The organism is Mucilaginibacter ginsenosidivorax (assembly GCF_007971525.1).
Classification (GTDB): domain Bacteria; phylum Bacteroidota; class Bacteroidia; order Sphingobacteriales; family Sphingobacteriaceae; genus Mucilaginibacter; species Mucilaginibacter ginsenosidivorax.
Genome location: NZ_CP042437.1, coordinates 4578080 through 4592428, shown reverse-complemented (window position 1 = coordinate 4592428; position 14349 = coordinate 4578080). Strand labels below are relative to the sequence as shown.

Sequence of the window (14349 nt, the reverse complement as noted above, 5' to 3'; positions counted from 1 at the left end):
ACCACTATTTAGATTTTACCATCGTAATAATAATACTTTTTCAACAACAGTTTTCCACAAATGTCTATAATGTGGAAAAACTTAAGCGTTGTGTATAATTATTTCAAAAAGTCCTCATCATTTATATCATCCTTAATAAAAGTGATGCTTTTCTTTAACAACCTGTCAAATAAACCACCCTCTTTTCCTTTGCCCTCAAACTTGGGCTTCTGTGCTTTTTCAACAGGTACATCTACACTCATGTACTCCGTTTTCTGGATACCTTTTATCAAAAGACCTATACCGGTAGCAAACGTTGGGCTTTGCAGCTCTTCGTAAATGTTTTTTGGCAGCACTTCATTCTTGGCCAAATGCTCGGTAGGGTAACCTACGCGGCAATCTAAACCGGTAACAAACTCTACCAACTGGCGCAGGTGTTTAAGCTGCGCGCCACCGCCCGTAATTACTATACCGGCAATCAGCTTTTTCTCGTAGCCCGATGATTTAATCTCGTAATACACATGCTCCACAATTTCTTCCATGCGGGCCTGTATCACGTAAGCCAGGTTTTTAACGCTGATTTCTTTGGGTTCGCGGCCGCGTAAGCCGGGTACACAAACAATCTCATTTTCCTTGTTCTCATCAGCCAGGGCCGATCCAAACCTCACTTTCAACTGCTCGGCTATGTTGCGCATTACTGAGCAGCCTTCGCGGATATCTTCGGTTACGCTGTTACCCCCAAAAGGGATAACTGCGGTATGGCGGATTATGCCTTCATGAAAAATGGCCACATCTGTAGTACCACCACCAATATCAACCAGTACAACACCGGCTTCTTTTTCCTCTTCGCTTAAAACAGATTCAGAAGATGCCAACGGCTCCAATATCAGGTCCTGGCTATCCAGGTTGGCCTTGTTAACACATTTTACAATATTTTTTATAGCCGTAACCTGGCCGGATATGATGTGGAAGTTGGCTTCCAAACGTACGCCAGCCATGCCAATCGGGTCTTTAATCCCAGGCTCGTTATCAACCGTAAACTCCTGCGGCAACACATGGATAATATCCTCACCCGGAGGCATTACCAGGTTGTACATATCTTCAATAAGTTTATCAATATCCTTGCGGCTTATCTCGGATTGTAAATCGCGGCGGGTTATTAAGCCGCGGTGCTGCAAGCTTTTAATATGCTGACCGGCAATACCAACAAATACCACTTTGATATCGACATTTGATTGCGCGCCCGCAATATCAACCGCCTGGGTAATACCCTGTACTGTTTTATCTATATTTGAAACCATCCCACGGGTTACGCCCGCAGATTCTGCTTTACCAATTCCTAATACCTCAATCTTCCCATTCTTGCTCCTGCGACCAACGATGACGCATATTTTAGTAGTCCCGATATCCAATCCTACTACAATTGGTGAACTTTTTTCTTGTGTTGAGCTTTTGTCCATATTACATTTTTATTTGAGATGTATCCTTTTTCATTTTAAGCGAGTCCAGCTTCAATGCCTTCATTTTGGCCGAATCTGCTTTTGTCAGTTCGTTTTTTACACCAATTACCTGGTTGGTGTATTTAATATTAATGGTGCGGTATTTATCCCAGCCCACGTGTGGCAGCACCTGTTTATAAAAGGCCTGCAGGTTCCGTAGTTTTACATTTAACGAGTCGGCATTACCTACCAAAATACGCTGACTGCCTACCCTTGGTATCAATTCAATCTCGCGGTCGGTATTTACATAAATCTGCGCTATTTGCGCATCCCACAATGAATCCCTGCGAATAAAATCGGCTGTTTTGTATAAATCCTTTGCCAGCTGCGTATGCAATGAATCAACATGGTTGGTAAACAACTCATCGATATAACCATTGGCAACCAATACCCTTGCGGTAAAGTTTGATGACAGCGGAATTTTTAATCCGTGCTGATCGATATAAAAATCCATATCGTAATGGTTCATTACTCTTAATATGGGCTGGCGCTGGCTCACCTCAACCATCAGCACCCCGTCCATTTCGGTGTATACCTTTGCAAACTCAATAAATGGATTTGCCCGTAGTTTGTTTTCCAGGTCCTGGATATTAATATTTTCCAGCTTTTGCCCTACCAGCGTATGGCTGTTGGCTTGCAATATCTGGTCAACCTCCTGTTTATCTATAAAATACTGGTTGCCCGGAATGTTTACTTTTACCGCGGTGCAAACCACCGATGCTTTTTTCGATTCGATAAAACCCATGAGCACCACAAGACCACCCAGGCAAATTACCCAGGCAAATCCTATTAAAAGGCGCTTCCAAATGAGTTTTTTATCCATGCTGCATTATCTCTTTTAAGGGATGTACCAGTGTATCAATATCACCCGCGCCTACTGTTAGCAGCAATTCGGGTTTTTCATTTTTAATAGCATCTAACGCTTCCTGCTTGCTTAGTATGCGTTTATTGACCAGCGACATTTTGTTAAGCAGCATACCTGAAGTAACCCCTTCAATAGGCAACTCGCGGGCCGGGTAAATATCCAGCAGTATCAGCTCATCAACCATGCTCAGCACCTCGGCAAAACCATCGGCAAAATCACGGGTACGGGTGTACAGGTGAGGCTGAAAAATAGCCGTAAGCTTTTTGTCAGGATATAGCCTTTTTACCGATGATATACAGGCCCTCAATTCTTCGGGATGATGTGCATAATCGTCAATATAAATATGTCCCGGTGTTTTTACGATGTACTCAAACCTGCGTTTAACACCGCGGAATGATCCAAGGGCATTTTTAATTGAATCGGCCGGAATATCCAGTCTTAAAACAGCTTCGATAGCAGCTACGGCGTTTTCGATATTGTGCGTACCGGCAATGCCCATTTTTATGCCGGGGATGCTGATAGCGGCGTTGATAAAATCAAAGTAAAAGTCGCCACCCTCAATACAGATGTTTGCCGCATGCGCATCGGCCGTTGCATCTTCCAGGGCATAAGTATAACCGGTATCTAAAGGCAGGCCTTTTTTGTGTACCAGTGTACCGCCGCTTTTTATCTGCGATGCAAATAGTTTAAACGATTCTGTTAAATGTTGATGATCGCCATAAATATCCAAATGATCGGCATCCATGGATGTGATGATGGCCACGTCCGGGAACAATGTTAAAAACGAACGGTCGTACTCATCAGCCTCAACAACCATTACATTGTTTTTGCCATAAAGCACATTGGTTTGGTAGTTTGACGATATACCGCCCAAAAAAGCCGAACAATCATTACCCGATGCCTTTAACAAATGCGCCACCATGGTTGAAGTGGTGGTTTTGCCATGCGTACCGGCAACGGCTATAGTGAAAGAGCTTTTGCTGATTAAACCCAAAACCTGCGAACGTTTATACAGCTCGAACCCTTTATTTTTAAAATAGTTAAGCACCGCCGAATCCTTAGGGATGGCCGGTGTATAAATAATGAGTGTATCTGCAGATGGCTCCTGGAAGCTGATTGGGATACAATCGGCATTATCCTCAAAACAAATCTGAATACCCTCGTTGTGTAAATCGTTGGTTAAGTCGGTAACTGTTTTATCGTAACCGCAAACAATACAACCCAAATGCTGGAAATAGCGGGCCAGGCCGCTCATCCCGATGCCGCCAATGCCCACCAGGTAAACCCTTTGTATGTCGCGTAATTCCATTTTAATGTTTTTAAAAAAGGTCCTCCCCTTTTTGGGTGAAGGAGGACCATAACTTTAATTGTTATTTTATTATTTGTAAAAGCTCTTTAGCTATCACTTCATCGGCATTTGGCATAGCCATTTTACTTATGTTAGTGCTTAGCTTCTTCTGTAATGATTTGTCGTTCAATAATTCAATAGCCCTATCAACCAATTTCGCTTCGGCATCCCTGTCGGCCACAAAAACGGCAGCGTCCTCCTGCACCAGGGCCAGCGCGTTTTTTGTTTGGTGGTCTTCGGCCACATTGGGCGATGGCACCAGGATAACCGGCTTTTTAACCACGCATAATTCGGCAATAGTACCCGCACCTGCTCTTGATATAATAACATCGGCAGCTGCGTAAGCCAAATCCATCCGGGTTAAAAACTCCCTTATCTTAACATCGGGGTGGTAATCTTCGCCCAGTTTTTCAATGATTGTTTTATAATAAAACTTACCGGTTTGCCAAATGATCTGCACGTCGGCAGCTATCAGCTTATCCAAACCAGCCATAATGCTGTTATTTAATGTACGCGCGCCAAGGCTGCCACCGGTTATCAGTATAGTTTTTTTAAAAGTTGATAACTTGTACAACTCCAAAGCCTGCATGTGCTTGCCAGCTATATTTACCGAATCCTTACGAATAGGGTTGCCGGTTTTGATAATTTTATCGGCAGGAAAAAACTGCTCCATATTATCAAAAGCCACACAAATTTTTCGTGCTCCTTTGCCCAGCCACTTATTGGTAATACCTGCATAGGAGTTTTGTTCCTGTATGAGGTATGGTATTTTTTTCATGGATGCCGCATATAACAACGGCCCCGAGGCATAGCCACCAACCCCAACGGCAGCATCGGGTTTAAAATCTTTTATAATTTGCAATGCCTTGCGTACGCTGCCTACCAGTTTAACCGGAAACATCACATTTTTCCAGACAGAATCGCGCTGAATGCCGCGGATATCCAGGCCGATGATTTTATACCCGGCAGCGGGCACCTTTTCCATTTCCATACGCCCAAGGGCTCCCACAAACAGGATCTCGGTTTTAGGGTCGATAGCCTTCAAAGCATTGGCAATAGCAATAGCCGGGAAGATATGTCCTCCTGTTCCGCCACCGCTTATGATGATGCGCGGCGAAGCCCCCCCCGCCCCCTGAAGGGGGTGCTTTTGATTGGCGTCTTTTGCTTGTATGCTATCCTTTTTCATTTTATAAACTTCTTAAACTATTGTTCCCCCTTCAGGGGGCTAGGGGGCCTACGCTACGCTGATCTCCCCAACCACAACTTTCTTTGGCTCTTCTATATCCCTGCTTACTGATAGTATGATGCCGAAGGCCACACTTGTGAACAACAGCGATGTACCACCCATACTTACAAAAGGCAACGGAACACCAGTTACGGGGCCAAGGCCTACTGCCACAGCCATATTGGCAAAGGCCTGTATAGCTAAGCTGAAGCTTAAACCGCAAGCCAGCAACGCCCCAAACGCTTTGGGCGCCTTTGTAATAATTTTTATACACCTGTACAACAAAAACAGGTAAATGCCTACCAGCGCGAAACCGCCTACGAGGCCGTACTCTTCAACAATGATGGCATAAATTTCATCCGAGTATGATTCGGGCAGGTAATTCCGTTCGGTGCTGTTGCCCGGGCCTTTACCAAAAAGGCCTCCGCTGGCGATGGCTATCTTTGCATGATCAGCCTGGAATGATTTATCTGTTTTGGTTGAATCGGGGTGCAGGAAGGTATTTACGCGCGAAACATAAGTATGCCGCCTTGGCCCCAAAAATATAACACCCAATAACAATATAAACCCTGCGCCGCATACAATAGCTATCTGCTTAATGCTGATACGGCCGATGATTAATAACAAGATACTAACGCCAAACAGCATCAGCGCGGTTGATAAGTTGGCCAGCGCAATCAGGATAAAAACCAGGCAAACCGACCCCATAATAGGCAAAAACGATTCTTTTACATCCTTGATATTTTCCTGCTTGCGCGATAAAGTGCGCGCCAGGTAAGTAATCAGGGCTAACTTGGCCAAATCTGACGTCTGGAAGCTTAAACCAACAAGCGGGATATTAATCCAGCGGCTTGCATTGTTAATGTGGCTTCCAAATACCAGGGTATAGATGAGCAACGGAATAGTCACGATCATCATGATTTTAGACAGGCCGGCATAATACCTATAATCCAACTTGTGCGAAATATACATCAGCATAATACCACCCACAACCATCGCAAGATGCTTCATCAAAATCGACTCGACACCAACGCCACGTTTATAAGCAAGCGTACCCGTTGAGCTGTATACAGCCAACAAGGATATAACAGAAAGCAATATCACTATCAGCCATATCCACCGGTCGCCTTTTGTGTTGTTTAATATCCTATGCATTGAGCCCCCTCTAAATCTCCCCCTGAAGGGTGAGACTTGTTATTTTTTATATTCGTTAATAATCTTTTCTATAATTATTTCTTTTAATCTGCACATCTGAAATTTAAAATCTGCACATCTGTTACAATTCCCTCACCGCTGCTTTAAACTGGTTTCCCCTGTCTTCGTAATTTTTAAACAGATCGAAACTGGCGCAGGCAGGTGATAATAAAACAGTATCTCCTTTTTCGGCCAGGTGAAATGCTACCTGGGCAGCCTCCTGGGCCGAGAATGTATTTACTATAACATGCACGTCATCTTCAAAAGCATCATGTATACGCTTGTTGTCTTTCCCCAGGCATACTATCGATCTAACCTTCTGCTTCACTAAATCTTTAAGCATCCCGTAATCGTTACCTTTATCAACACCGCCAAGTATTAATACTACCTCACTGCTCATACTTTCCAATGCGTACCAGGTTGAGTTAACGTTGGTGGCCTTTGAATCGTTAATAAAGCGGATACCCGATATATTGGCTACAAATTCAAGCCGGTGTTCAATAGCTTTAAAGTTGCCCATGCTCTCTTTAATCGTTCCCTCCCGCAACTCCAGCACCCTTGCTACAATACCTGATGCCATGGAGTTGTAAATGTTGTGCTTGCCCTGTAAGGCCAGTTCTTGAATTGACATTGTAAAATGTTCTTGATTTGTGTTGATGACAATATTGTCGTTTTCGAGATATGCTCCCGGTTCAATCTTGGTTTCAATAGAAAAAGGCAATAGTTGGGCGTCGAATTTCCGGTCGGCCATACCTTTAATGGTTTCCGGGTCATCGGCGCAGTAAATGAAATAGTCGGCCGCCGTCTGGTTCTGCGTAACCCTGAATTTGGATGCCGCGTAATTCTCCAGCTTATAATCGTACCTGTCTAAATGGTCGGGGGTGATATTGAGCAATACTGCAATATCTACCTTAAACTTAAACATGTCATCCAGCATAAAGCTGCTTAGTTCCAGCACGTACAAATCAAAGTTTTCGGTAGCCACCTGGTAAGCAAAGCTTTTACCTATGTTGCCGGCCAGCCCGACATTTAGACCGCCATTTTTTAAAATATGGTAGGTTAAGCTGCTGGTAGTAGTTTTACCGTTTGATCCGGTTATGCCTATAATCTTCGCGCTGCAATACCTGCCTGCAAATTCAATTTCGGATATTACCGGGATCCCTTTTTCTCTAATTTTTTTGATGATCGGCGCTTTATCCGGAATGCCGGGGCTTTTGATCACCTCAACCGCGTTCAGGATCAAATCTTCGGTATGCTGTTTTTCTTCGAAGCTGATATTCCAGTCTTCCAGTTGTTTTTTGTACTTGTCTGCAATGGGCCCAAAATCCGACACAAACACATCATACCCCTGCTTTTGAGCCAGGTATGCCGCACCAACACCACTTTCGCCGGCGCCAAGAACAACAAGGCGCACAGCCCCCCCGCCCCCTGAAGGGGGTGCTTTTGATTGGGTATGTTATTGTTCTCGTTCATCCTTATATTGTCTTTTTCTTATACCATCTTTACTTTTCCCTCCCCCTTCAGGGGGCCGGGGGCTATCTTAATTTCAACGTTATTATCGTTATTATCGCCAGCAGTATCCCGATGATCCAAAACCGGGTTACGATTTTGGCTTCGTGGAAACCTTTCTTTTGATAGTGATGGTGCAGCGGTGCCATTAAAAACACCCTGCGGCCTTCGCCAAATTTCTTTTTGGTGTACTTAAACCAGCCCACCTGCATAATTACCGACATGTTCTCGATCACGAATACGCCGCATAACACCGGCAGCAACAATTCTTTGCGAATCATGATAGCAAAAACAGCGATGATACCGCCTATGGCCAAACTACCGGTGTCGCCCATAAATACCTGCGCCGGGTAGGAGTTGTACCACAAAAAGCCTACGCAGGCACCAACAAATGCACCGGCGAAGATCACCAGCTCGCCCGAGTTGGGAATGAACATGATGTTCAGGTAGTCGGCTATTTCGATATTACCAGATACATAGGCCAATATGGCCAGTGTGATACCAATAATGGCCGAAGTACCCGTCGCCAGGCCATCTATACCATCGGTTATATTGGCCCCGTTGGATATAAAAGTGATAATGATGATCACAAAAAACAGGAACACCACCAGCGAATAATATTCATACCCCGGACCAATGAATTTTAATACCTTGCCATAATCAAACTCGTTATTCTTATAAAAAGGCATGGTAGTTTTGGTAGAGTGTACGTCCTGCGTATAAACCGGTACATTCTTTTTCAGGTGAAAATCAACAGGCGCATTGGCTATTACCGGCAATTTTACTTCCTGGCGGATAACAATATTTGTATTGAAATACATTGTCCACCCTACTATCAGCGATAAACCTACCTGGCCTACAATTTTAAAACGGCCGGCCAGGCCTTCTTTATTCTTTTTAAATACTTTAATATAATCGTCAAGGAAACCAATAGCGCCCAGCCAAACGGTGGTAATTATCATCAATATAACGTACACGTTACTTAATTTGGCAAACAACAAAGTAGGTACCAGGATACCCAGCAAGATAATTAGTCCGCCCATGGTAGGCGTGCCCGATTTTTGCATCTGGCCTTCCAAACCCAAATTCCTAACCGTTTCGCCCACCTGTTTAAAACGCAGGTAATCAATCAGCCTACGGCCGTAAACGGTTGTAACCAGCAACGATGTTATTACAGCCAAAGCCGTACGAAACGTGATATACTGAAATACCCCGAGTCCCGGTATGTTGTAGTTTTTATTTAGATAGTTAAATAAGTAGTATAACATGCTCTCTTTTGATTACACCGATTTTTTATATTGATTTCACCGATTAAAATGAACTCATGGATTCTGCTAATTCTTTAATTCTGTAAATTCTGATTCAGACCAATAATTTAAATTGCTCTTCCAACTCCTCCATGTCATCAAAATGGCTTTTTACACCATGCGATTCCTGGTATTTCTCGTGCCCTTTACCTGCCACTAAAATTATATCGCCCGGGTTTGCCAGCATGCAGGCTGTTTTAATTGCCTCTCTCCTGTCAACTATGCTCACTGTGTGGCGTTTAAACGCCGGGTCGACGCCTTCAATCATGTCTTTGATAATCTGTGCAGGATCTTCCGAGCGTGGGTTGTCTGATGTCAGTATCACCTTATCGCTCCATTCGCTGGCTACGCGGGCCATAATGGGGCGTTTTGTTTTGTCGCGGTCGCCGCCGCAGCCTATTACGGTTATCACTTTCTCGTTACCCTTACGGATATCGTGAATAGTGCTCAGCACATTTTGCACAGCATCCGGCGTGTGGGCGTAATCAACTATGCCTATTACTTTATTGGGGGCAACAATGTACTCAAACCTGCCTTCGGCCCCGGTTAGTTTGCTCAGGCTGGTTAGCGTTTTGGCTTTATCCTGCTCCAACAACATGGCGGTGGCGTACACAGCCAGCAGGTTGTAAGCATTAAAGGTGCCAACCATTTTAAACCATACTTCTTCGTTATCAATATGCAATAACAGGCCGCCAAACTGATTTTCCAGTATGCGTGCCTTGTAATCGGCCATGCTTTTAAGCCCGTAGGTTTTACGGTGCGCCTGCGAGTTTTGCAGCATGATGTTGCCATTCTTATCATCGCTGTTGGTTAAAGCAAAAGCGCTTTTTGGCAAGCCATCAAAGAAGGCTTTTTTGGCCTTCAGATAACTGTCGAACGTTTTATGATAGTCCAAATGATCATGCGTCAGGTTGGTAAATACCCCGCCCGAAAAATGGAGATTAGCTACCCGGTGCTGTGCAACAGCATGTGAGCTAACTTCCATAAAGCAATAATCGCAACCCTGCGTTACCATCTCTTCCAGCAAACGATTAAGTTCAATAGGATCGGGGGTAGTATGGGTTGATGGTATTACCTGGCCATTAATCTGGTTTTCGACAGTTGACAGTAAACCTGCTTTATAACCCAGATCGCGAAACAATTGGTAAAGCAGCGTAGCGATGGTGGTTTTACCGTTTGTACCGGTAACACCAACCAATTTTAACTGTGCCGATGGGTTGCCGTAAAAATTGGCAGCCACCAAACTTAATGCCTTAGCAGAATCGGCTACCATTAAAAAATCAACTTCGGCCGCAGTGTGGGCGGGCAGGTCTTCGCATATTACAGCTATAGCGCCCTTTTTAATAGCCTGACCGATATAATCGTGCCCATCAACCTGGGTGCCTTTTACAGCAACAAACATCGAACCCGGAATTACCTGCCTTGAATCAAAGGCAATAGAAGTAATTTCCACGTCGGCACTACCCTGTAATTCGGTAAATGCTAAACCATCTATTAAATCACTTAAATACCTCATTGCAGTTCTATTGTTATACGTGATCCTTTTGGTATTAAGCTGCCGCCCGTAACCGATTGTGTGGTTACCATGCCGCTGCCGCGTACCGTTACTTTATACCCTGCATTGCCCAAAACATAAAGGGCATCGCTAAGGCCCATTCCTGTTACAGTTGGAACAGTACCCTCTTTGTATCTTGTATCTTCAAATGGGATACCATTGCTGGTGTCAACTCCGTTGCCTGCAGCATCTGCCGATGCGTATAGCGGCTTAACACCCAATTTAGTGTAAACATGTTTAAGGGCTTTTAAATTACCCTGTTTTACTTTAGGCATCGATGTATTGCCTACAAGGCTTACAGGCGATGGCTGGTTTATTTCCATATCATTAGCATAAACCTTATCGGCAATCTCCCTGAAAATAGGTCCTGCAACTTTCGCTGCCAGGTACGATCCGCGGGTTGGGTTATTTACCACAACAATCATCGAATATTTAGGATGATCGGCCGGGAAATAACCACAAAACGATGCCTGGTATTTTTTTACTTTATAACCTTTTGTACCATCGGCTACCTGTGCTGTACCTGTTTTGCCTGCCACCGTATAGCGTGGGTTTTTAATTACACGCTTACAATTACCTTCCTGCACAACGCCTTCCAACATACTTTTAACCTTACCAAGCGTAGCATCCGAACATACTTTTTCATTAATCACCCTGGCGTTAAACTGCTCGATGGTGCTGCCCATCCTCCTGATCTCGCGCACAAAAATCGGCGCAATCATTTTACCATTGTTGGCTACCGAATTATAAAACGCCAACATTTGCAATGGGGTAAGGTTCATTTCATAACCGTAGGCCATTTCGGGCAGGGTATAATATTTATTCCAGCTGCGGTTGGCCGGATTTTTAATAACAGGCCTCCCTTCACCTGGAATTTGCAGTTGCAGCTTATCGTTTAAATGATAGCTGTACAGCTTATTGATAAACTGCCACGGATTATCTTTATAATGGCCATATACCAGCTTTGCAGCCGCCACGTTTGATGATTCCTCAAACGCTTTTTTTACCGTCATTTCATAGTTGTCGTGCTCGGTATCGGTAATAGTTGGCCCTTTGGGGAATTTGTATTTACCGCCCTCGGCATTCACAATAGTATTGGTATCCAGCTTATGCTGATCAAGCAGGGTCATATAAGATACCAGCTTGAAGGTAGACCCCGGATCAATAGCGTTGCTGATGGCGTAATTAAAGCTTTCTTTAAAAGTATTGTCTTTTGAACGGGTAAAATTGGCTATCGCGCGCACCTCGCCGGTAGCAACTTCCATCAGCACCACGCAGCCATGATCGGCGGCGCTTGAATCAAGCTGCCTCAATAAAGCTGCCTGCGCTATTTCCTGGAAGTTAACATTGATGGTCGACATGATATCGGCGCCATCTTTTGCCGGTATCTCATCCTCATCATTATTTACAGGCATCCAGGTTCCGCCCGGAATACGCTGCATTAAGCGCCTGCCGTTTTCGCCGTTGATATATGACGAGTAAGCACCCTCCAACCCTACCGGGTTTTTAATATTTTCGTTTTTATAGCCAATTGTACGCGCAGCCAATGCATGAAAAGGTAAAATGCGTTTGTTTTGCTGCAATACAATCAGGCAGTTTTTAGTTTTCCGGTTTTTGAACACCGGGAACTCACGGATTTTTTTCAGCTCCTGGTAAGTTACCCTGCGGCGTAAAAGCTGGTAACGCGAGCCGTCTTTACGGGCATCGCGCAGTAACCTGGTATATTCGCGCGGCGTTCTGTCGCCATACAGTTGCGATAAACCTGCTGCCAGTACTTCTACATTATCATTAAAAACACTGTCAATGGCCAACCCTGCACCTAACATATCCATGTGCAGCTCATACTCGGGTACCGATGTTGCCAGCAAACTGCCATCTACCGAAAAAATGTTACCCCGTGCGGCCTCTACATCCCTGTACTGAGCCGTCATGTTTACTGCCTTGGCTTTCCATTTAGCGCCCTGTATAAATTGTACCCTGCAAAGCTGTACCACAACGGCAAACGAAAAAAGCACAACAAGGCCAAAGGCAATATATACCCTAAGCAATATGTTAGTCCTAATTTTCATCATTATCCTCCTTCACCGTTATCTTTTTGGGCGGTTCAACGCTTTGCCTTACCCCAAGGGTATCGGCGCGTTTGGCCACTTCAATTAATGTACTTTTAAAAGCCATATCGGCCTTTGTGGTTTTAAAATCCCAGCTGCGTTCTTTTACTTCTTTAGTAAGATCATCAATATCGCGGATGGTTTTTTCGGCCAGGTGCATATTGCCTATATACACCATACCCAAAAAAGCAATAAACAGTACAAAAGGCAGGGCATTGGTAGCCTTCTCGCTTGTAATAAAGCGTTTGGTGAAAAATTGCGTGAAGAAATTATCGGGGATCTCCCTTTTTCGGGGTTTATCCTCAACAATAAGCTCTTCCTCTTCTTCCTCCTCCTGAATTTCTGTACGTAAACGATTGCTCATATTTTTACAGCTATCCTTAATTTAGCGCTCCGTGCCCTGTTATTGTTACTTATCTCATCTGCCGATGCCGTGATAGCTCCGCGGCTTACAGCATCAAGCGGTCTTTTATTATTGCCGTATAAATCTTTCTCTACCTCGCCGCTAAACTTACCTTTTGCGATGAAGTTTTTTACCAGCCTGTCTTCCAGCGAGTGGTAGCTCATTACTACTAACCTGCCGCCAACAGCCAGCACCTCGGCACTTTGTACCAAAAACTCCTTCAAAGCTTCCAGCTCCTGGTTAACTTCGATGCGCAGCGCCTGGAAAACCTGTGCCAGGTACTTATTTTCTTTCCCTTTAGGGATGCGGTTGATAATCGCGTTCTTCAAATCGGCTATGGTTACTATCGGGGCATTAAGCCTGGCGGTAACAATAGTTTCGGCCAATGATTTGGCGTTTTGAATTTCGCCGTAAACACCAAAAATGCGGTGCAGTTCGGCACCGGTATAATTATTTACTACATCCTTAGCCGTAAGCTCGCCGCCCTGGTTCATCCTCATATCCAACTCGGCATCAAAACGGATTGAGAAACCACGCTCGGCCTGGTCAAACTGGTATGATGATACGCCCAAATCGGCCAGTATACCATCAACCGGAATAGCACCGTGCAACCGGGCAAAATTTTTCAGGTACCTGAAATTCTGATCTATAAAAACAAAGCGCTCATCGTCAATTATATTTTGCTGCGCATCGGTATCCTGGTCAAACGCCAGCAAAGTACCTTCGGGCCCCAAATGTTTCATAATCTCGCGCGAATGTCCGCCTCCGCCAAAGGTTACATCCACATAGGTGCCATCCTTTTTTATGGCCAGGCCATCAATGCATTCCTGCAGCATAACCGGGGTATGATACTCACTCATCTATCCTCCTTGCTTTACTACCCATTACCGCTTCGGCCAATTCGGCAAAATTATCAGGCTCGTTATTTATCATCTCGGTATGGGCAGCCTTATCCCACACTTCAATTTTGTTTAACACACAGGTTAAAACAACATCGTTGCCGATGCCTGCAAAATCAAGCAAGCTCTTTGGCAAAAGCACCCGGCCGGCCGAATCCGGCATCAAAGCCGTGGCGCCGCCGGTGAAATAGCGAATAAAACGCAGATTTTGCCGGTCATATTCATTAAGTTTGCTCAATTCGTCAAGTCTTTTGTCCCATTCGGATTTTGTGTAAATAACCAGATACTTCTCCAGGCCGCGATTGATCATAAGGCCCTCGCCGTCAGCTTCAGGAAGCTGCTTTTTGAGGCCCGCAGGGATCATCATCCGCCCTTTGGCATCCAGTTTACATTCAAATTCTCCGGTTAAATGCGGCATTATAAGACTATGGCTTAATTTAATAGGTAAAAGTAATTCT

At 44.6% G+C, this 14349-nt stretch carries 12 protein-coding genes; all 12 read right to left on the bottom strand.

Annotated features, from left to right (window positions below):
• Positions 1–98: 98 nt before the first annotated feature.
• On the bottom strand, positions 99–1439 hold the full coding sequence (gene ftsA, locus FSB76_RS19215; protein WP_147056140.1) for a cell division protein FtsA: 1341 nt from the start codon (positions 1437–1439) through the stop codon (positions 99–101).
• 1 nt (position 1440) lies between these two features.
• Positions 1441–2301: a cell division protein FtsQ/DivIB gene (locus FSB76_RS19210; RefSeq protein ID WP_147056138.1), complete on the bottom strand. Its 861-nt coding sequence runs from the start codon at positions 2299–2301 to the stop codon at positions 1441–1443.
• Positions 2294–3652 (bottom strand): UDP-N-acetylmuramate--L-alanine ligase, encoded by a 1359-nt coding sequence (murC, locus tag FSB76_RS19205; protein WP_147056136.1) that lies wholly within the window; start codon positions 3650–3652, stop codon positions 2294–2296. The genes FSB76_RS19210 and murC overlap by 8 nt, the downstream gene beginning before the upstream one ends.
• Before the next feature lie 61 nt (positions 3653–3713).
• The gene (murG, locus tag FSB76_RS19200) at positions 3714–4877 is read right to left on the bottom strand and encodes an undecaprenyldiphospho-muramoylpentapeptide beta-N-acetylglucosaminyltransferase (RefSeq protein ID WP_147056134.1); all 1164 of its coding nucleotides are present in this window, start codon (positions 4875–4877) and stop codon (positions 3714–3716) included.
• Between the two features lie 48 nt (positions 4878–4925).
• Positions 4926–6071, bottom strand: a complete 1146-nt coding sequence (locus FSB76_RS19195) for an FtsW/RodA/SpoVE family cell cycle protein (protein ID WP_090652420.1) — start codon at positions 6069–6071, stop codon at positions 4926–4928.
• 121 nt (positions 6072–6192) lie between these two features.
• Positions 6193–7524 (bottom strand): UDP-N-acetylmuramoyl-L-alanine--D-glutamate ligase, encoded by a 1332-nt coding sequence (murD, locus tag FSB76_RS19190; protein ID WP_147056132.1) that lies wholly within the window; start codon positions 7522–7524, stop codon positions 6193–6195.
• Positions 7525–7645: 121 nt separating this feature from the next.
• On the bottom strand, positions 7646–8887 hold the full coding sequence (gene mraY, locus FSB76_RS19185; RefSeq protein ID WP_147056130.1) for a phospho-N-acetylmuramoyl-pentapeptide-transferase: 1242 nt from the start codon (positions 8885–8887) through the stop codon (positions 7646–7648).
• Positions 8888–8981: 94 nt separating this feature from the next.
• A complete protein-coding gene (locus FSB76_RS19180) occupies positions 8982–10442 on the bottom strand; it encodes a UDP-N-acetylmuramoyl-L-alanyl-D-glutamate--2,6-diaminopimelate ligase (protein ID WP_147056128.1) in 1461 nt (486 codons plus the stop codon).
• A complete protein-coding gene (locus FSB76_RS19175) occupies positions 10439–12553 on the bottom strand; it encodes a penicillin-binding protein (protein ID WP_317131352.1) in 2115 nt (704 codons plus the stop codon). Before FSB76_RS19175 ends, FSB76_RS19180 begins: the two co-directional genes overlap by 4 nt.
• Positions 12540–12953 (bottom strand): FtsL-like putative cell division protein, encoded by a 414-nt coding sequence (locus FSB76_RS19170; RefSeq protein WP_147056126.1) that lies wholly within the window; start codon positions 12951–12953, stop codon positions 12540–12542. The genes FSB76_RS19175 and FSB76_RS19170 overlap by 14 nt, the downstream gene beginning before the upstream one ends.
• Positions 12950–13852, bottom strand: coding sequence for a 16S rRNA (cytosine(1402)-N(4))-methyltransferase RsmH (gene rsmH / locus FSB76_RS19165; RefSeq protein ID WP_147056124.1), 903 nt, complete (start codon positions 13850–13852; stop codon positions 12950–12952). Before rsmH ends, FSB76_RS19170 begins: the two co-directional genes overlap by 4 nt.
• Positions 13845–14309, bottom strand: a complete 465-nt coding sequence (gene mraZ, locus FSB76_RS19160) for a division/cell wall cluster transcriptional repressor MraZ (RefSeq protein WP_090652428.1) — start codon at positions 14307–14309, stop codon at positions 13845–13847. Before mraZ ends, rsmH begins: the two co-directional genes overlap by 8 nt.
• Positions 14310–14349: the final 40 nt, after the last annotated feature.